General features: G+C 41.8%; 18 protein-coding genes and 1 tRNA gene. 5 read left to right on the forward strand and 14 right to left on the reverse strand.

The window, feature by feature from the left end; translation table 11 throughout:
• Positions 1 to 38: 38 nt before the first annotated feature.
• From pnp to L1267_RS02640, 8 genes are all read right to left on the reverse strand, one after another.
• Positions 39 to 2,168: a polyribonucleotide nucleotidyltransferase gene (gene pnp, locus L1267_RS02605; protein WP_138557813.1), complete on the reverse strand. Its 2,130-nt coding sequence runs from the start codon at positions 2,166 to 2,168 to the stop codon at positions 39 to 41.
• Positions 2,169 to 2,411: 243 nt separating this feature from the next.
• Positions 2,412 to 2,681, reverse strand: a complete 270-nt coding sequence (gene rpsO, locus L1267_RS02610) for a 30S ribosomal protein S15 (RefSeq protein WP_036969894.1) — start codon at positions 2,679 to 2,681, stop codon at positions 2,412 to 2,414.
• Positions 2,682 to 2,789: 108 nt separating this feature from the next.
• Complete coding sequence (gene truB / locus L1267_RS02615) at positions 2,790 to 3,734, reverse strand: tRNA pseudouridine(55) synthase TruB (protein ID WP_135923957.1); 945 nt, start codon at positions 3,732 to 3,734, stop codon at positions 2,790 to 2,792.
• Positions 3,734 to 4,138 (reverse strand): 30S ribosome-binding factor RbfA, encoded by a 405-nt coding sequence (gene rbfA / locus L1267_RS02620; RefSeq protein WP_036969898.1) that lies wholly within the window; start codon positions 4,136 to 4,138, stop codon positions 3,734 to 3,736. The genes truB and rbfA overlap by 1 nt, the downstream gene beginning before the upstream one ends.
• A 110-nt stretch (positions 4,139 to 4,248) precedes the next feature.
• Positions 4,249 to 6,906 carry a translation initiation factor IF-2 gene (infB, locus tag L1267_RS02625; protein ID WP_135923956.1) on the reverse strand — a complete coding sequence of 886 codons (2,658 nt, stop codon included), beginning with the start codon at positions 6,904 to 6,906 and terminating at the stop codon, positions 4,249 to 4,251.
• 25 nt (positions 6,907 to 6,931) lie between these two features.
• Entirely contained in the window at positions 6,932 to 8,431 is a 1,500-nt protein-coding gene (nusA, locus tag L1267_RS02630; protein WP_135923955.1) for a transcription termination factor NusA, read from the reverse strand.
• Between the two features lie 38 nt (positions 8,432 to 8,469).
• Positions 8,470 to 8,925, reverse strand: a complete 456-nt coding sequence (gene rimP, locus L1267_RS02635) for a ribosome maturation factor RimP (protein WP_062569821.1) — start codon at positions 8,923 to 8,925, stop codon at positions 8,470 to 8,472.
• A 295-nt stretch (positions 8,926 to 9,220) separates the two neighbouring features.
• A tRNA-Met gene (locus tag L1267_RS02640) sits at positions 9,221 to 9,297 on the reverse strand.
• 545 nt (positions 9,298 to 9,842) lie between these two features.
• Between L1267_RS02640 and L1267_RS02645 the strand changes: the two genes are divergently transcribed.
• The gene (locus L1267_RS02645) at positions 9,843 to 10,004 is read left to right on the forward strand and encodes a hypothetical protein (protein ID WP_235382037.1); all 162 of its coding nucleotides are present in this window, start codon (positions 9,843 to 9,845) and stop codon (positions 10,002 to 10,004) included.
• Here the strand turns inward: L1267_RS02645 and L1267_RS02650 are convergent.
• Positions 9,999 to 10,778, reverse strand: a complete 780-nt coding sequence (locus L1267_RS02650; RefSeq protein ID WP_235382038.1) for a DUF4124 domain-containing protein — start codon at positions 10,776 to 10,778, stop codon at positions 9,999 to 10,001. The genes L1267_RS02645 and L1267_RS02650 overlap by 6 nt on opposite strands.
• 129 nt (positions 10,779 to 10,907) lie before the next feature.
• Between L1267_RS02650 and L1267_RS02655 the strand changes: the two genes are divergently transcribed.
• Positions 10,908 to 12,464 (forward strand): cryptochrome/photolyase family protein, encoded by a 1,557-nt coding sequence (locus tag L1267_RS02655; protein ID WP_235382039.1) that lies wholly within the window; start codon positions 10,908 to 10,910, stop codon positions 12,462 to 12,464.
• 78 nt (positions 12,465 to 12,542) lie between these two features.
• Here the strand turns inward: L1267_RS02655 and L1267_RS02660 are convergent, their stop codons facing one another.
• A complete protein-coding gene (locus L1267_RS02660; protein WP_135923951.1) occupies positions 12,543 to 12,989 on the reverse strand; it encodes an Hsp20 family protein in 447 nt (148 codons plus the stop codon).
• 330 nt (positions 12,990 to 13,319) lie between these two features.
• On the opposite strand from L1267_RS02660, the gene L1267_RS02665 reads away from it, so the two are divergent.
• The 3 genes from L1267_RS02665 (at position 13,320) to L1267_RS02675 (ending at position 16,118) form a co-directional block, all read left to right on the forward strand.
• Positions 13,320 to 13,778, forward strand: a complete 459-nt coding sequence (locus L1267_RS02665) for a TlpA family protein disulfide reductase (RefSeq protein WP_235382040.1) — start codon at positions 13,320 to 13,322, stop codon at positions 13,776 to 13,778.
• A 111-nt stretch (positions 13,779 to 13,889) separates the two neighbouring features.
• Positions 13,890 to 14,153 carry a GrxA family glutaredoxin gene (locus L1267_RS02670; RefSeq protein ID WP_054553185.1) on the forward strand — a complete coding sequence of 88 codons (264 nt, stop codon included), beginning with the start codon at positions 13,890 to 13,892 and terminating at the stop codon, positions 14,151 to 14,153.
• 147 nt (positions 14,154 to 14,300) lie between these two features.
• Complete coding sequence (locus tag L1267_RS02675; protein ID WP_135923949.1) at positions 14,301 to 16,118, forward strand: DEAD/DEAH box helicase; 1,818 nt, start codon at positions 14,301 to 14,303, stop codon at positions 16,116 to 16,118.
• Between the two features lie 135 nt (positions 16,119 to 16,253).
• On the opposite strand, the gene L1267_RS02680 is transcribed toward L1267_RS02675, so the two are convergent.
• The 4 genes from L1267_RS02680 to L1267_RS02695 form a co-directional block, all read right to left on the reverse strand.
• Positions 16,254 to 17,813 carry an AbgT family transporter gene (locus L1267_RS02680; RefSeq protein WP_135923948.1) on the reverse strand — a complete coding sequence of 520 codons (1,560 nt, stop codon included), beginning with the start codon at positions 17,811 to 17,813 and terminating at the stop codon, positions 16,254 to 16,256.
• Between the two features lie 149 nt (positions 17,814 to 17,962).
• Positions 17,963 to 18,241 (reverse strand): YfcL family protein, encoded by a 279-nt coding sequence (locus L1267_RS02685; protein WP_135923947.1) that lies wholly within the window; start codon positions 18,239 to 18,241, stop codon positions 17,963 to 17,965.
• Positions 18,242 to 18,243: 2 nt separating this feature from the next.
• Positions 18,244 to 19,386: an ATP-NAD kinase family protein gene (locus L1267_RS02690; protein WP_235382041.1), complete on the reverse strand. Its 1,143-nt coding sequence runs from the start codon at positions 19,384 to 19,386 to the stop codon at positions 18,244 to 18,246.
• Positions 19,376 to 19,945 (reverse strand): elongation factor P hydroxylase, encoded by a 570-nt coding sequence (locus L1267_RS02695; protein WP_135923945.1) that lies wholly within the window; start codon positions 19,943 to 19,945, stop codon positions 19,376 to 19,378. Before L1267_RS02695 ends, L1267_RS02690 begins: the two co-directional genes overlap by 11 nt.
• Positions 19,946 to 19,998 lie beyond the last annotated feature (53 nt).

A 19,998-nucleotide genomic window follows, 5' to 3' on the forward strand; every position in this document is an offset into this window, starting at 1 on the left:
TTCTTATAACCAGTAAATAACTGGCTACTCTATCATCATTAAGCGTCTTTTGGCTCTTCAGCTTTTTCTTCAGCAGCTGGTTCCATTGCTTCTTTGATGCTTAAACGTACACGACCTTGGCGATCTACTTCAAGAACTTTAACTTTAACTTCTTGGCCTTCGCTTAGGTGGTCAGTTACGTTGTTAACACGCTCAGTGCTGATTTGTGAAATGTGCACTAGACCGTCTTTACCCGGAAGGATATTAACGAACGCACCAAAATCAACGATACGTACAACTTTACCAGTGTAGATTGCACCTACTTCTAGTTCAGCAGTTAATTGCTCAATACGCTTAATAGCTTCGTTTGCACTCATGCCATCAGTTGCAGCGATCTTGATTGTACCGTCATCTTCGATTTCAATCGTTGTGCCAGTTTCTTCAGTAAGTTGACGGATAGTTGCGCCACCTTTACCGATAACTTCAGCGATTTTCTTCGCAGGGATTTGCATTGTGTAGATGCGTGGTGCGAACTGAGATAACTCTTCAGAAGGAGCAGAAATCGCTTCGTCCATAACACCTAAGATGTGTAAACGTGCAGCTTTCGCTTGTTTAAGCGCGATTTGCATGATTTCTTTAGTGATACCTTCGATCTTGATATCCATTTGTAGTGCTGTGATACCGTTTGAAGTACCCGCTACTTTAAAGTCCATATCACCTAAGTGGTCTTCATCACCTAAGATGTCAGAAAGAACAACGAAATCGTCGCCTTCTTTAACTAGACCCATCGCAATACCAGCAACAGATGCTTTGATTGGTACACCAGCGTTCATAAGTGCTAGTGATGTACCACATACTGATGCCATAGACGATGAACCGTTTGATTCAGTGATTTCTGAAACAACACGGATTGAATATGGGAAGTCAGCTAATGTTGGTAATACCGCAGCAATACCACGCTTAGCTAGGTTACCGTGACCGATTTCACGACGCTTAGGAGAACCTACAAAACCTGTTTCACCTACGCAGAACGGAGGGAAGTTATAGTGAAGCATGAAGTGATGCTTGTTAGTACCAGTTAAGTCGTCGATTAACTGTGAATCACGCTCAGTACCAAGTGTTGCAGTCACAAGTGCTTGCGTCTCACCACGAGTGAAGATTGCAGAACCGTGAGTACGTGGTAAAACACCCGTCATTACGTCTAGTGCACGAACCATGTCTGGTTCACGACCATCGATACGCTTTTCACCAGCGATGATACGCCCACGAACGATTTCTTTTTCTAACGAACCGAATAGTTTGCCAACTTCTTGTGTATCTAGCTCTTCGCCTTCAGCAAGTTCCGCTGTTAATTTAGCAACAACTTCTTCTTTCGCAACACCAAGTGCTTCTTTACGCGCTACTTTGTCAGTGATGCGGTAAGCTTCACCTACTTTTTCAGCAGCGATTGCAGAGATTTTCTCAGCAAGAGTTACGTTTTTCTCTGGTGCAGTCCAATCCCAAGCTGGTTTACCAGCTTCTGCTTTGAACTCGTTGATTGCGTTGATGATAGCTTGAGATTGCTCATGACCATAAACAACCGCACCTAACATGACGTCTTCAGATAGTGTTTCAGCTTCTGATTCAACCATAAGTACTGCGTTATCAGTACCTGCAACAACTAGGTCTAATTGGCTTTCTTCAAGCTCAGCTAGTGTTGGGTTAAGTACGTATTCACCGTTGATGAAACCAACACGTGCTGCACCGATAGGACCATTAAATGGAATACCAGAGATAGCAAGTGCTGCTGAAGTACCAATCATAGCAACCATGTCAGGTTGGATTTCTGGGTTAACAGAAACAACTGTCGCGATTACTTGTACTTCGTTTACGAAACCGTCTGGGAAAAGTGGACGAATCGGACGGTCGATTAGACGAGCGATAAGTGTTTCGCCATCGTTTGGACGACCTTCACGCTTAAGGAAACCACCAGGGATACGACCCGCAGCGTACATACGCTCTTGGTAGTTAACTGTTAGTGGGAAGAAGTCTTGACCTGGTTGTGCATCACGCTTACCAACAACAGTAACTAATACTGAAGTGTCGCCAATGCTTGCTAGTACTGCGCCGTCAGCTTGACGAGCGATAGCACCTGTTTCTAGAGTCACAGTGTGTTGACCTAGTTGAAATTCTTTAATAATTGCTTGCACTTAAAAATGTCCTTTAAATGTAAAAGCAACTCAGAGCAGTGCTCCGAATTGGTAAAAAATAGTCCATCAAAGTACCAATTACAGTACTTAATTAAACTTAAGAAAAATTAATTAAGTACTACAATTGGCAATGATGTTTTTTCAATCACTTAGCAGATTTGCCTACTAAGATGTGCGCTAGTATACCTTTCATAAGCGCACAAAAAAAGGGGCTATATAGCCCCTTTTCTCGTAATCTAGTTCTTAGCGACGTAGGCCAAGCTCTTGGATTAACGCAGTGTAACGTGCAATGTCTTTACCTTTAAGGTAATCAAGCAGTTTACGGCGTTGGCTTACTTTGCGTAAAAGACCACGACGTGAGTGGAAGTCGTGCTTGTGATCAGCAAAGTGACCTTGAAGCTTGTTGATATCGAAAGTTAGAAGTGCAACTTGTACTTCAGGTGAACCAGTGTCGCCTTCAGCGCGTGCAAATTTAGCGATGATTTCAACTTTTTCTTGATTGCTTAGTGACATAGTAACTCCAAAAATTAATTTAAATTGTGTTTTAGCCGATCACTAATTCAGCCAAAACGATTGAGCGGGCGTATTCTACCAGCTTTAGTAATAACTACAAGGTAATCTTTACTCAGGCAATTGATTTGATAAACCGCGCTTTGATTTTAGGTGCCCATCTTTATGACGCTCACCAGTGCCAATAAACACGCCATCAGCCATAACTTTTACCACGCCATCAGGCACAGGTTTACCAATTACCACCGTTTGACCATGGCTAAACGCCACACCCTGCTCTTGTGTAATTTCAATCACAGGTAAATCAACCAGTGCGGTATCCATTGGCAAAAGTAGCTCATCTAGGTAGCTTGAAGGTGCCACATCATCTGCTTTTGCTTGCTGTAGCTTTTCTTCAAGTTGCTCAAGAGTGACCATTTTCTCACTAGGATAATGGCCCACAGCACTGCGATGTAACATGATAACATGCGCACCACAACCTAGCTTTTCACCTAAGTCGTCAACAATTGTACGAATATAGGTACCTTTAGACACATGCGCCGTCATTTGTACTTCGTTATTCGCTTCGTCAAACTCATCTAGCGTTAAACTAAATACATTAATTTTTCGACACTTGCGCGGCACTTCAATGCCCTCTCGCGCATATTTATACAAAGGCTGACCTTGGTATTTAAGCGCTGAATACATTGAAGGATATTGATCCGACTCACCTATAAAACTGGCAATTTGCTCAGCTAATTGCTCACGCGTAACTGATACTTCACGCGTCTCAACGATTTCACCATCTGAATCAGAGGTGGTAGTTCGCTCGCCAAGTTTTGCGCGTACAACATAAGTTTTGTCTGTATCAAGCAAAAACTGGGTAAACTTAGTCGCTTCACCAAAACAAATTGGCAGCATACCCGTCGCGAGCGGATCAAGCGCACCTGTATGGCCTGCTTTTTGTGCAAAGTAAATACCCTTTGCCTGCTGCAATGCTTTGTTTGATGAAATACCTTGCGGCTTATTAAGTAATAAAATGCCGTCAATAGCACGACCTTTACTGCGTCTAGCCATTAGTCTTTAGTGCCTTCTTCGCTATCATCTTCGTTTACATGCTTGGCATTATCTTCACGAATAACTGAGTCAACCAAGTTTGAAATACGCATACCTTCCATTAGCGAGTTGTCGATTACAAATCGTAACTCAGGCATGATGCGCGCACGAATGCGTTTACCTAATAAAGAACGAATATAACCCGTTGCTTCATTTAAGATTTTAGCGCTTTGCTTAGCTTTATCTTCATCATCAGTATTAAACACTGTGATAAATACTTTTGCATAAGATAAGTCGCGAGATACCTCAACCGCAGACACTGTCACCATGCCTAAGCGTGGATCTTTGATTTCGCGTTGAAGAATAACAGCAATCTCTTTTTGAATTTGCTGAGCAACACGATCAGTGCGAGAAAATTCTCTCATTTCATTTCACTCTAAAATAATAACTTATTGATGTTAAACAATAAGTTAATTTAATTACGAATACACAAATGGGGGCTAGGCCCCCATTTAAAATAGTGACTTAAACGAAATTAAAGTGAACGTTGTACTTCAACCGTCTCGAATACCTCGATTTGGTCGCCAACTTTAACATCGTTGTAGTTCTTAACGCCGATACCACATTCCATACCGTTACGTACTTCTTGTACGTCATCTTTAAAGCGACGTAGTGACTCAAGTTCACCTTCATAGATAACCACGTTATCACGAAGTACACGGATAGGCGCGCTACGCTTAACGATACCTTCAGTAACCATACAACCTGCGATTGCACCAATCTTAGGTGACTTGAACACGTCACGAACTTCAGCAAGACCAATGATCTCTTGCTTAAATTCTGGAGCAAGCATACCTGACATCGCTTGTTTAACTTCTTCAATCAGGCTGTAGATTACGCTGTAGTAACGTAAGTCTAGGTTTTCTGACTCAATCACTTTACGAGCTGAAGCATCAGCACGTACGTTAAAGCCAACAACGATTGCGTTAGATGCCGCAGCAAGCGTTGCATCAGTTTCAGTGATACCACCTACACCTGAACCAACAATCTTCACTTTAACTTCATCAGTAGAAAGCTTAGTTAGTGAATCAGCAATCGCTTCAATCGAACCTTGTACGTCAGCTTTAAGTACGATGTTAACTTCTGAAACATCGCCTTCCGTCATGTTAGTAAACATGTTTTCAAGCTTCGCTTTTTGTTGACGAGCAAGCTTCACTTCACGGAATTTACCTTGGCGATAAAGTGCTACTTCACGCGCTTTACGCTCATCTTTAACAACAGTAGCTTCATCACCAGCAGCAGGGATACCAGATAGACCTAAAATCTCAACTGGGATAGATGGACCTGCAGACTTGATGTCTTTACCGTTCTCATCTTTCATCGCACGTACACGGCCATATTCAAGACCACAAAGTACGATATCACCTTGGTTAAGCGTACCAGACTGAACTAGGATTGACGCAACTGGACCACGGCCTTTATCAAGACGTGATTCAATTACAACACCTGCAGCCATGCCTTCTGCTGGTGCAGTAAGTTCTAAGATCTCAGCTTGCATTAATACAGCTTCAAGTAGGTCATCGATACCTAAACCAGTTTTTGCAGAGATGTGTACAAATTGCGTATCACCGCCCCACTCTTCAGGGATAACGTCTAACTGAGCTAACTCGTTCTTAACGCGATCTGGGTCGATACCTTCTTTATCCATCTTGTTAACTGCGATGATTAAAGGAACGCCAGCAGCACGGGCGTGCTGAACCGCTTCTTTAGTTTGTGGCATTACACCATCATCCGCAGCAACAACTAGAATAACGATATCTGTTGCTTTCGCACCACGAGCACGCATTGATGTAAACGCGGCGTGGCCCGGAGTATCTAAGAATGTGATCATGTGACCATTTGTTTCAACGTGGTATGCACCAATGTGCTGAGTAATACCACCGGCTTCGCCAGAAGCAACTTTTGCTGAACGAATGTAATCAAGTGTTGACGTTTTACCGTGGTCAACGTGACCCATTACTGTCACAACCGGTGCACGAGGAATGGCTTTACCTTCTTCGCTACGGTCGCTTAGTACTTTCTCTTCTAATTCGTTTTCTTTAACGATGATAACCTTGTGGCCCATTTCTTCAGCAACTAGTTGTGCTGTTTCTTGGTCGATCACTTGGTTGATGGTAACCATGTCACCCATCTTCATCATTGTTTTAACAACTTCAGCACCTTTAACCGCCATACGTGATGCAAGCTCTGCAACAGTGATTGTTTCACTGATACGAACTTCGTTTTTCACGTCAGCCGTTGGTTTTTGGAAACCATGTTGTAAAGACGTTGGTGCTTTAAGCTTGCCTTTTTTGCCTTTAGGACCAACAGGCATTTTCTCTTTTTGAGGTCCTTTTTTCTTTTTCTTACGACGAGCGCTTTGCTCTTCACGTGCATCAGACTCATCTTCTGCTTCACGTGCGTAAGTTGAAGTTGTAAGGTGGTGATCAGCGTTTTCTTCACGCTGCTTACGCTCTTCTTCTTCCTTTTTCCAGCGAGCTTCATTTTCTTCAGCTAGCTTTCTTGCCTCTTCTGCTTGACGTTTCGCTTCTTCTTCAGCTTTTCTCAATGCGGCCTCTTCTGCTTCTTTTTGCAGACGCTCAGCTTCGGCGCGATCTTTTTCAGACTTAGCACTTTGCTCTGGGGTCATCTGCTTCTGTTTCGCTTTACGCTCAGCTTCAGCTTTGCGTTTAGCCTCTTCTTTGGCTTTACGGTCAGCTTCTTCTTTCGCTTTACGTTCTGCCTCTTGTTTCGCTTTAAGCTCCTCAGCTTCTTGCTGGGCTTTAAGCTCTGCTGCCTTACGGGCAGCTTCTTCTGCAGCTAAACGCTCTTCTTCTTGCTGTTGCTCAATGGCGCTTTTCTTAACATAAGTACGAGTTTTACGTACTTCAACTTGGACAGACTTTGCTTTACCTGTTGAGCCAGTCACGCTAAGCGTGCTTTTGCTTTTACGTTGCAAAGTCATGCGGGCTGGGCCTTCAGAACCCGTACCGCCATGCTGCTTGCTCAAGTGGTCAAGTAACGTCGACTTTTCAGACTCAGTTACCATATCACCTGCTTTTTTAGAAATACCGGCTTGCTCAAGCTGCTGTAGTAGTTTATCAACAGTTGTACCAATATCTCCGGCTAGTTTTTCAACATTTACTTCTGCCATAGTGTGTAATACCTCCGTTAATAAATTACTCTTCTGCGAACCAACAAATGTTACGCGCAGCCATAATTAGCTTGCCAGCTTCTTCTTCTGAAAGTTCAGTGATATCCACTAACTCATCAATGCCTTGCTCTGCTAAATCTTCTAGTGTTACTACACCTTTACTTGCCATAACAAATGCAAGGTGACGCTCAAGACCTTCAAGTGCAAGTAAGTCCTCTGCAGGCTCTGCACCTTCAAGGCTTTCTTCTGTCTTAAGCGCTTTTGTTGTTAACGCGTCTTTTGCACGTGAACGTAAGATATCAACTGTTTCTTCATCTAAACCGTCGATTTCTAAGAATTCTGATGCTGGAACGTAAGCAACTTCTTCAAGTGTTGAGAAACCTTCGTTGATAAGTAATGTTGCAAACTCATCATCAATATCTAGGTACTCAGTGAATAAGTTGATTAGTTTATCAGACTCAGCTTCATTCTTTTCACGCATTTCATCAACTGTCATTACGTTTAATTCCCAGCCAGTTAATTGGCTAGCAAGACGTACGTTCTGACCGTTACGACCGATTGCTTGCGCTAGGTTATCTGCTTCTACAGCGATATCCATTGAATGCGTGTCTTCGTCCATTACGATTGACGCAACTTCTGCTGGTGCCATCGCATTAATAACGAATTGAGCTGGGTTGTCATCGTAAAGAACGATATCAACACGCTCACCGCCAAGCTCTGTAGAAACAGCTTGTACACGTGCACCACGCATACCAACACACGCACCCACAGGGTCAATACGTTTGTCGTTTGATTTAACAGCGATCTTTGCACGAGAACCAGGATCACGCGCCGCGGCACGTAATTCAATCATTTCTTCGCCAATCTCTGGCACCTCAATGCGGAATAACTCCATTAGCATCTCAGGCTTAGAACGTGTTACGAACAATTGTGCTCCACGTGCTTCTGGTTTTACTTCGTAAAGTAAACCACGAATACGGTCACCCGGACGGAAGTTTTCACGCGGTAGCATGTCGTCACGGTAAATAACCGCTTCAGCATTGTTACCTAGGTCAAGGATAATAGCGTCACGTGTTGCTTTTTTTACAACACCTGTTACTAATTCACCTTGTTGATCTTTATATTCTTCAACAACAAGTGCGCGCTCAGCTTCACGTACTTTTTGTACGATAACTTGCTTCGCCATTTGCGTTGTAATACGGTCAAATTTAATTGATTCGATTTGCTCTTCAACGTAATCACCAAGTTGTAAAGACGGGTCTTCAACTTGTGCTGCTTCTAATGTGATTTCGCTGTAAGGATGTTCTAATGAACCATCTTCAAGAACTTCTGCAATTTTCCAACGACGGAATGTATCGTAATTACCTGTTTTACGATCAATTGCTACGCGAACATCAATTTCGCCATCGTGTTTTTTCTTTGTAGCAGTCGCTAATGCGAACTCTAACGCTTCAAAAATCTTTTCTTTTGGAACCGCTTTCTCATTGGAGACGGCTTCAGCAACCAATAATATTTCTTTTGCCATGGGTTATGCCTCGCTTGCCCTATTCCTTCGCACTCGAATTAAAACTTTGCGATGATGTTCGCACGTTCGATATTACTAAGCATAATCATATGCTCAGTGCCATCTGCCGAAAGTGTGATCATATCACTGCTAACTGATACTAAGTCGCCTTTAAAGTTACGACGACCATCTTGTGGAAGCTTAGTACGCACGCGTACTTCTTCTCCTTGCGCCTTCTCGTAATGATCTTGTTTGAATAATGGACGATCAACACCAGGAGACGACACTTCCAAATCATATTCATTTGTAATTGGATCTTCGACATCCAAAATTGCGCTAACTTGACGACTTACGTCGGCACAATTGTCAACCGTAATCCCTGCATCGTGATCGATATAAACACGTAATGTAGAGTGGCGACCAGCTTGCACAAACTCAAGACCATGTAACTCAAAGCCTAACATTTCTACGGCTGGTGAGAGCATGGTTACTAAATCTTGCTCAAGTTTTGTCACGAAAATCCTCCATACAAACAAAAAAAGGGCATAAAGCCCTGAAATACTGAGTTTAATGATGATTAAAACACATCATGCTAGACCAGATACAACAACGCCCCGAACCAAGCGGGGCGTCACACCTAAAGCATAAAACTGTGTGGCCTAGGGCCAAGCTTGGTTGCGAGTCAAATATCTGACTAAATTAAACTAGATAGCCTAAACGCAAAACGCGCATTACCCAGAATGCGCGACTTCATACAGTAAATTAATTACTGAGCACACTAAGCGCATTTAAAATGCCTTAGTATGTAGTTGGTTGCGGGAGCCGGATTTGAACCGACGACCTTCGGGTTATGAGCCCGACGAGCTACCAGGCTGCTCCATCCCGCGCCAATCGATATTAAAGTAAATTACTTAATATCATCTAATCGAGTATTAACACCTCAATTCAATGGCGGCCATTATAAGCATGTAGCGCTCAATTAGCAACCTTCCAGCATGAATTAGTTAGACTATTTTTTACCTAAAAATTTTATGACAGCATTGTCATAAAATTTATTGTTTTATTAAATCTGGTCTATATTAAGTCATATAATAAGAACAACCTATAGCCAAGACTATATAAGTGAGCTGCGATGAGTTTATCCACTGCACAAAAAAGGCTTTTACAGCAAAACATTAAACATTTAAAACCTAATTTCCATCAATTTACTTTACAGTTCCACACACTGGCAAATAAGCACAGTTTACACATGACCCTGCCCAGTCAAGAAAGTATTAATAGGCGTAGTTATCTGCTTTTTTGTGCTTTGAATAAAGTTGTCATGCACTTAGATGATTTGAAACAAGTAACACCTTTCATAGAATACTTAGCCAACAACCTCAGTTTTTTAAACGTAACAAGTCAAGATATAGATAATTTAACGAATGCTTTTATGAAAACCGTTGAATCAATGCAAGAACCTATGAGTGAACAACTTAAAGATGCGTGGCAATTAGCAACTCTCCTTTTTGCAAATATCGTTAAGTGCTATTTGTTTTCATACAGCAATGTCATACCACTGCAAGACAATTTCGCAGTAAGACGAACCTCATAATTTAACCAGCTCATTACTCAATCTGTCTAATTGGCGTTGTTCTACTGCAATTAGAGTATTGTACTTTTTAGTTACTGCACTCATTTTGGCGGACAACGCATAATCTTTATTCACATTACTAAGATTAATTGCCTGTTTATCAGCTTGCTGTTGTAATTTGACTATCTGTTGATTCAATTCATCGTAATAGCTGTCTATCTTGTTATTGTGTTCAGTCATTTTTCGCTTGATCTGTTCACTGCGAATATAGCTATCAATCTCGGTGTTTTCAGTCTTTGATAGCGTTGACTCTAAGCTAGCTTGCTCTGCATTTAATCTATCAATATTACGTTGTTCATTATCGATTAATAAATTATAACGCTCTGAAACAGCAGTCATTTGTTCAGCAACTGCGGCTGCCTTTTTTGCTCCAAATGAAGAGCGAAAGTACTCATCTGCCTGATTATTCAATGCAGCTATTTCACTATTTAATCGCGCGGTAAAGGTATCTATCTTATCGAAATGCTCAGCCTTTTTCACAGCGATTTGTTTCAAACGAATATATCTATCAAGCTCATCATTTTGCTTAGCAAGTGCGACAGGTTTAGGTACTGAGTTAGGGTTAGTTTGAAGCTGATGGTCTTCGATAACTATCAGCTTTGCATCAACACCACATGGTTGCTGACTAAATTCAACAGTACCATCATGCTCGCACTTGTAAATGGCCGCATTTGCAATTGAACTTGCCAACACCCCTGTGATGGCAATTACTAATTGAATGACATTATTATTCATATTTCACCTTCCGTAGTGGTGCACATCAATTAAATGGTAACACCCTAATTGCTATTCATACTCTATAATAGATCGATATTCAGGTTCACGTCGTAAAGAATAATTTACCTCAGACTGGGTATAGACAGCGTGCAATTTTCTACCATCCGATTTATTTTTGGCGACCAGCTAAACGCCAACCACAGCTGGTACAAAGAGCAAGATCAACAACATATACTATATGTTGTTGCCGAATTAAAACAAGAAACAAACTATGTGAAGCACCATATCCAAAAGGTAGCTGCATTTTTCGCAGCCATGGAAAACTTTGCTAAGGCGCTTGATAAAGTCGGGTTAAATTGCCTACACCTTACGCTTGATGATACAAAAGATGACAGCACCTTGTGTGAATTATTGACCCGACTGGCCAAACACTATCAGTGCAGCACTATTGAATATCAATACCCTGATGAGTTCAGACTAAAAAAACAAATGTCAGAATTTGCTGAGCAAAGTGATTTAGACGTCAAAGGCTATGATACAGAGCACTTTCTACTGCCGTTTGAAGATATAAGTACGCACTTTAAAAAAGATAAACACGTCAAAATGGAATTTTTCTATCGTGCAATGAGAAAGCGCTTTAATATTCTCATAGACGACGATAATCAACCTTGCGGCGGGCAATGGAATTTTGACCAGCAAAACAGAAATAAGTTAAAACAAAACGACCTTGATAAAATCCCAGCTCCATTATGTTTTAGCCATGACGTGATCCACATCTTAAAACGTATCGAAAAACATAAAGTAAATACCTTCGGTGAATGCGGAAAAACTTTGCTGTGGCCAACTACACGTAATGATGCCAAACAACTGCTGCGTTTTTTTTGTGAAAACCTGCTGCCCCATTTTGGCCAATTTCAAGACGCAATGACCTGCAATTCACAGCATCAATGGTCTTTGTATCATAGCCGCTTGTCATTTGCTCTTAACACCAAGATGCTACATCCGATGCAAGTCATTAAACAAGTGTTAGACACCTACGAGCAACATACTGATGATATAGATATTGCGCAAGTTGAAGGATTCATTAGACAAATCCTTGGCTGGCGCGAATATGTAAGAGGGATTTACTGGCAGAATATGCCTCAATACAGTGAAAAAAATCACTTAAATGCACAGCGTTCTCTACCAGAGTATTTTTGGCATGGTAAAACAAACATGAATTGTATGCAGCATGCCATCAAACAAAGCCTTGAAACAGCTTATGCCCATCACATACAACGCTTAATGGTCACTGGGAATTTTTGCTTATTGACCGCAATCGAGCCAACTGAAGTTGATGCATGGTATCTAGGTATTTACATCGATGCTATTGAATGGGTTGAAATGCCCAATACTCGGGGAATGAGTCAGTTTGCTGATGGTGGGTTAATTGCCACTAAACCCTATGCTGCTAGTGGCAATTACATTAATAAAATGAGTGATTACTGCAAACACTGCAGCTACAAAGTAAAAGAGAAAACCACTGACGATGCGTGTCCATTTAACAGTTTATATTGGCACTTTATGTTAGAGCATGAGGAACAGTTATCGCAAAACCCACGGATCGGTATGATCTATAAAAACTGGTATAAACAAGATGAAGCTCTTCAGCAAGCGACGCTTGAGCGAGCCAAATGGTGTTTAAATAATTTAGAAAAGCTGTAATAAAAAAGCCGCCTCAATTGAGGCGGCTTATTACTAACAAATAACTAGGGAAACAATGCTTTGTTGATAAGTATAAAATTACTTATTCTCGAGTAATTTACCATTACCAATTTCGATTTTACGTGGTTTCAGCGCTTCTGGAATTTCACGTTGTAAATCGATACTTAGTAAGCCGTTTTCAAGGTCAGCGCCTAATACTTTAACGTGGTCGCCTAATTGGAACTTACGTTCAAAGTTACGCTCAGCAATGCCTTGATGAATGAACTTACGCTCTGCATTGTCTTCTTTGTCAGCTTTTGTGCCACTGACTTTTAATGTGTTGTTTTCTGACTCGATGGTCAATTCACTTTCACTAAAACCGGCAACAGCCATAGTGATACGATATTTGTCTTTATCGAGTGCTTCGATGTTATACGGAGGAAAACTTGGCTGCTTGTCTGTACGAGCTGCCGCATCCATTAATGATGCTAAATGATCGAAACCGATGAATGAACGATAAAGTGGTGATAAGTCTACTGTACGCATAATTATATCCTCATATTTAAGCGATATTTTGTTAGTACTCTTCTATTGAACCAGTGCTAACAAAGTTAAATTAATACTATATATTTCAATTACTTTAGTTTGTTTGGGACCCATCAGGCGTCCTCACTAAACTATTTATGGGCGGGTAAATTCTTTTCAAGATTTTTAGCAAAAAAAAATTGCAATTTTTTTAAATTAAATGAAAGTTAAGTGCTCTCAAACTGGTCTGAATAAGTTGATTTTAAAGGGCTAACCACGTACAAAATAACAATGAAAAAAAATCCAACTTTTTTAAAAAAATTTTTAAGTGTGCTAAAAAATGTCGTGTTAATGGCAGTCATTGTGTATGCCGTGACCACATTTCAGCAGCGAAATTTACTCTCAACTGATAAAACCCCTGCCCCCTATTTTAATTTGGCCACGTTAAAAGACCCGACACAGCGAATGACTATTGCGCAATTGCAAGGAAAGCAAACAGTGGTGTATTTCTTTGCGCCATGGTGCTCAATTTGCCGCTACAGTATGCCAAATTTAGAAACTGCCTATCAGCAAGGTAAGTTAAATGCGATAGCGATTGCCCTCGATTATGAGAATATTACTGAAGTAAAACAGTTTACTGATTCACTCGAATTAACCATGCCTGTGTTACTTGGCAGTAAAAGTACAGGCCAAGATTATAAAATCAGTGCCTACCCAACTTATTATGTTATTGATGAGCAGCTGGCTATCACTGCGCATTCTATGGGTTACTCAACAGAACTCGGCCTCAGAATCCGCACACTTGATTAGCTCAATCACATTTGCTGAGAAAAAATAGAACAGTACAATCGATTTTATGCACTGTTTTTATTCATTTAATTCGTTAAGATGATAACCAGATAAACCATCGAGGAGAGCGATATGTTAACTGTAATTTTTGGCCGTGAAGGCTGCCCATACTGTGTACGTGCAAAAGACGTTGCTGAAAAACTAGCTAATGAGCGTGATGATTTTAAATACCGCTATATCGACATCATTAAAGAAGGCATCAGCAAAGCAGATTTAGAGCAGTCTGCTGGCAAACCTTGCCCAACCGTACCACAGATTTTTATTGACCAAGCCCATATTGGTGGCTTCACTGAGTTCGAAGCATACGCTAAAGAAAATTTAGGGTTATATCAATAAATTGTAAACGTGGTTGATTTTTGCAAATTTAAATTGATTAAATTATGACCAACATCAACCACATACAAATTAGTTGTAATTTATACAAGCAATTGCCTTGTATTTCCTATACAATGCGCGCCTCTTTAAATTCGTTGAGGCGTATTAATGTCAGAACCAGTCACGTTTGAATCTCTAAATCTTTCTCCTGCAATCCTTAAAGCAGTTGAAGAGTTGGGTTACAAGACTCCATCTGAAATCCAAGCTCAATGTATACCGTTATTGCTAGAAAGAAAGGACGTACTGGGACTAGCGCAAACGGGTACAGGTAAAACAGCAGCATTTGCACTGCCGTTACTAAATAATATTGACCCGTCTGTGAAGCAGCCACAGATCCTTGTTTTAACGCCTACGCGTGAACTTGCGATCCAAGTAGCTGAGGCATTCGAACAATATGCTAAGCATACTCGTGGTGTGGAAGTTTTAGCCCTATATGGTGGCCAAAGCTACAGCATCCAACTAAGTGCACTTCGTCGTGGCGCGCAAATTATTGTTGCAACGCCGGGCCGCTTAATTGACCACATTAACCGTGGCACTATCAAGTTTGAGAGCTTACAAGCCCTTGTTCTTGATGAGGCAGACGAAATGTTACGCATGGGCTTCATTGATGATGTAGAAAGCATCATGGAGAAAACGCCACGTGAAAAGCAAACATGTCTTTTCTCTGCGACCATGCCTAAGCAAATCCAAAATATTAGCAGCAAGTACATGAATGAGCCTGAGCAAGTTCATATTTCTGCTCGTAACTCAACTGTATCAACAGTTGAGCAAGTATTTTGGAATGCACATGTACACAAAAACAAAGCAATCGTTCGCTTCTTAGAAGCTGAAGAATACGATGGTGCAATTGTTTTCGTACGTACGCGTAACGACACGGTACAGTTAGCTGAATTACTTGAGCGCGAAGGTTTCTCTGCGGCACCACTTAATGGTGACATGAACCAACAAGCACGTGAACGTACAGTAGATCGTTTGAAAAACGGCCTAGTTGATATCGTTATTGCAACAGACGTTGCTGCACGTGGTCTTGATGTAGATCGTTTAAGCTTAGTTATCAACTACGATATCCCGCAAGACTCTGAAGCCTACGTTCACCGTATCGGCCGTACAGGTCGTGCAGGTCGTACAGGTAAAGCGATTCTTTTCGTAAAACACAACGAGCGTTATTTACTTAAAAATATCATTCGTCATACGAAATCAGAGATCGCACAAGTTGACTTGCCAACTGCAAAAGTCGTTGAAGAAAAGCGTATTAAAGCACTTCAAGACAAGTTAACAATTGCGCTTGAAAACAAAGACATTACGTTCTTTAATCAAGTAGCTGCTAACATGGCTGAAAAACTTGAGTTAAGTACTGAAGACTTAGCAGGTGCGTTACTTTGTTTAGCGCAGCAACAATCACCAATCAAGGTTGAAGAAGTTAAAGTTCAACCGCGTGGCGAACGCAGCGAACGTGGCGACCGTCGTCGCAACGAACGTGGTGATCGTGGTGGTGAGCGTTCTGCACGCGAGCGTAAACCTCGTGAACCGCGCGAGCGCAATAGCCGCAGCATGGGTCCTATGGATACTTACCGTATCGAAGTAGGTCGCGAGCACGGTGTACAAGTTAAAAACATTGTTGGTGCGATTGCTAACGAAGCTGATATCTCAAGCAAGTTTATTGGTGATATTCGCTTACACGACAGCCACAGCACAGTACAGTTACCACAGAACATGCCAAAAGATGTGCTTGATCACTTCCAAAAGGTATTTATCTGTAAACGTCCGATGAATATGACGCTAACGCAAGATCAAGGTCCTGCTGCTCCTCGCGCAGAACGCCCAAGTGGTGACCGTGGTGATAAAAAGCGTAACTTCAAAGACCGTGGTGAAAAACGTGGTGGCCCTCGTAAAGAGCGTCGTCCAGTGAGCTTCACAGCTAACTAATGTAAGCTGTAAGCAATAAAAAAACCTTGTCATGCGAGTGACAAGGTTTTTTTGTGTCTGTAGTAAAGCTGTCAGCTATCAGACCGCAGTTTTTAAAGCCTCAAGCTGGATTGCTGAGGCTTTAAAACTTAATCATTATGAACCAATGGCTGGGTATGCGTAGCTTGATTGTAGACCTAGTGGGATACCTAAGCCCCAGTACGCAAGTAAGAAGATACTCCAACCTATTAAAAAGGCGATTGAATAAGGTAACATCATCGCGATTAATGTTCCGATACCTGTGCCTTTTACATACTTCTGACAGTACACTACAACCAGTGGGAAGTATGGCATCAGTGGCGTGATGATATTCGAGCTTGAGTCACCTACACGATACGCAGCTTGCGTTAAATCAGGTGAAATGCCCAGTTGCATCAACATTGGAACAAAGATTGGCCCTAACAGCGCCCATTTTGCTGAGCTTGAGCCAACAAATAGGTTCACAAACGCCGTTAAAAAGATAATACCTACCACAGTGACTGAGCTTGGCAGTGCCATTGCTTTAAGTAGCTCTGCACCTTCAATCGCAAGTAATGCGCCAAGGTTTGATTTACTAAATGCGGCAATAAATAACGCACAGAAGAACGCCATAACAATATAGTAAGCCATACCGCTCATGGCTTTACTCATGGCATCTATCATATCTTTAGAACTTTTGAAGGTACCCACTGCAAAACCGTAGACGGCGCCTGGGATCCAAAACAGTAAGAAAATAAGCGGTACAATTGATTGCATTAACGGTGAGCGGAAGTTAGTTAATGAGCCATCGCTGCTTCGCATTGCTGAATCGGCTGGGGCCGAAACAAACCAAAGTAAAGCAAGGCCTGCAATCATCACTGTGCTTGCAATATAAAACGCTCGTTTTTCATCACTGCGCGCTTCGTCAAAGGCAGGTAAATCTTGTGTGTCACCATCAAGTGGCGTGTTTTGTAAGCGCGGCTCGATGATTTTATCTGTGATATACCAGCCTAATAAGATAATAAATAGGCTCGAAGCCGAGGTAAAAAACCAGTTGTTAAGCGGGTTTATTGCCATATCAGGATTAATAATTTGCGCTGCACTTTGCGTAAAGCTTTGTAGTAACGGGTCAATGCCTGATGGAATAAAGTTTGCGCTAAAGCCACCACTTACCCCAGCAAACGCTGCAGCAATACCGGCAAGCGGGTGACGACCCATCGCATAGAAAATAACCCCAGCCAATGGGATAACTAACACATAACCGGCATCAGTGGCGGTATGACTGACAATCGCCACTAAAATAATAGAAGGCGTTAAAAGCTGTTTTGGTGTTACTTTTAGCATTAACTTAAGGCCAGTGTTGATGAAGCCAGAATGCTCAGCAACCCCGACACCTAACATAGCAACGAGTACCACACCAAGCGGGGCGAAGCTGGTAAATGTTTTCACCATCGACGATAAGAAGGTGGCTAATGAATCACCCGCAAGTAAGTTATTTACAACGATGGCTTCGCCTGTGCGTGGGTCTATAGCGTCAAATGTGGTGCCCGAAAAGAGCCAAGATAAAAACCAAATTAATAGCATAGCGACTAAGAAGATAATCGCCGGATCGGGCAGTTTATTACCCACCCTTTCAATCGTATTTAGAAAACGTGCTATCGCACCGCTTTGTGCTTGCACATCATTATTGTTATTCATTTTCAAATTCCCTAGAAAAAATTCTCGTTAACCTTAACGTATCTAAGTAATAAGGTAAATTTTAAGTTAATAGCTTTACTGATAATGCTAAGGTCTAGCTGTAAAAAAAGCGACACAGGTCGCTTTATAAATTTAGTTTAGATACTAAGTTAAGCTGCTAGCGCTTTAACTTCATCCCACAGACGCACAACAAGCTCTTTATCTTCTTCGTTTAGCTCACCATTGCGGTAAGCTTTAACTAAGCTTGATTCTACTTGATTGTTAAGTTCCTCAATTGACAAGTTTAATTCTTCTACTTGTGCATAACCTACCGCTAAGTCAAAGTGACCACGTAAATAGCCACCCGCAAACAGTTCGTCGTCAGTCGCTTTATCAACTAAATCATCAAAATATTGCTGCGCTGCATCAATATAACTTACTAAACTCATTGTTACTTCTCCTCTGGGTGCAGCCCATCTTGATGACCCACTGCATACATAATATGGTCATTAAAACCGGTGGTTACGCGTATATAACCACTTAATTCATCGTCTAACTCACTATCGCCGGTATCGGCAATCAGCGGTCGGCCATTTAAGGCCTGTAATTTAGTTTTAGTCGCCACTACAATAATATTGTCACGACCAATAGCACGAATAAGTGCAGGGCTTAATTGCTGATTTCCTCTGCCGAATATATGGCCTTGGCCACCAATTAAGGTAATCACTAATTTAGTCGCTTTACCTTCGGTAAGCTCAAGTAATTGCTGAGCCGTTAAATCCTGTGCAACGAGCTCTTGATCAGCCACTAAATCAACACCTAACAAGGTATTTTCAAGGCCCATTTCTTCCATTATTGCAGCCACGGTTGAACCACTGCCCATCACATATAAACAGTCTTCATCCATTTCACTAACAACATAAGCCGCAATATCGGCAAGCACTAATTCATCGGTTTCTTTACCGCCATTTTTAACTGCCTGTACATAACGTACTTCACTAGGCACTTGCATTTCACCATAGCGCTTAGCTTTTACCGTGCCTTCGCGAAATGCTTCTTCGTCGATATCCATCACATCGGCATCGCTAAGGCTGACAAGTTCACCTTTAACTAGCATCTCAACAACACGCCCAGCTGCTTTTGGGGTAATAGCATAAACCCCAGAATGAATTTTACAGCCTGCAGGAATACCTAATACAGGAGTGCTATCACCAACTGCGTGACAAATGTTGCGAGCAGTGCCGTCACCACCAGCAAATAAAATAAGATCGACACCTTGCTCGACCAATAGCTTGGCTGCCTGCTCTGTGTCATCAGGAGTAGTGATTTCATTGGTTTGGTAAATGGCCTGAGTATTAAAACCAAGCTGGCTTGCCGTTTGCTCACCCATTTCACCGTTTACAGTGTAAATGGTTAACTTATCTTGATGTGCAAGCAGAACCTCAAGTGCCGCTCGGGTGCGTAAGTTTGCTTTTGGCTCTGCGCCAAGTTGCATTGCCTTTGCTGCGGTATCTGCCCCATCACTGCCCTTGAGTGCGACACTGCCGCCTAAGCCGGCAACCGGATTTACAATTAAACCTAATTTAAACTGCATCAGCTAAAACTCCTGGGTTGCTATGAAAATCGCGCTGCCACGTAAACTGTGCAGCGGATAATGGCCATGGGGTGTTATAAAAATCGCTCAATGCTTTAAGTAACGCCTCTGTGCGCTGATTAAAGCCAGATGCTAATAGATCCAATACTTGCTGATGAACCCGCGCCTGAAAATCAAACCGGCAGGTTTGCTCGCCATTAAGATTATCAACCGATACATTAAAATCGAAACCCGCTGCTGTACTGAGCGCCCACTCAATGGCTTGCGGTTTTACTTCAACCGCTTCAAATTCAGCTTGCTGGTGTTTATCACGGCCATCTGGGCAATACCAATAACCATAATCTTCTTTTAACCGACGTGCCTCTCCTGCCACCAGCCAATGGGCAATCTCATGCAAGGCGCTGGCATAGAAACCGTGGGCAAATACAATTTGATGATAAGGCGTTTGCTCATCAGCAGGCAGGTAAATAGGTTCATCATCACCTTTTATCAAACGTGTATTATGACTTTGATAAAAGGTGTTTTCAAAAATAGTGATTAAGTCAGCAATCTGATGCATACGGCTTGAATTCGTCTCGTTAAAAGCGTCACTAAAAACGAGGCGAATTGTAC

The sequence above is a fragment of the Pseudoalteromonas sp. OFAV1 genome (genome assembly GCF_021532595.1).
Taxonomy (GTDB): domain Bacteria; phylum Pseudomonadota; class Gammaproteobacteria; order Enterobacterales; family Alteromonadaceae; genus Pseudoalteromonas; species Pseudoalteromonas lipolytica_C.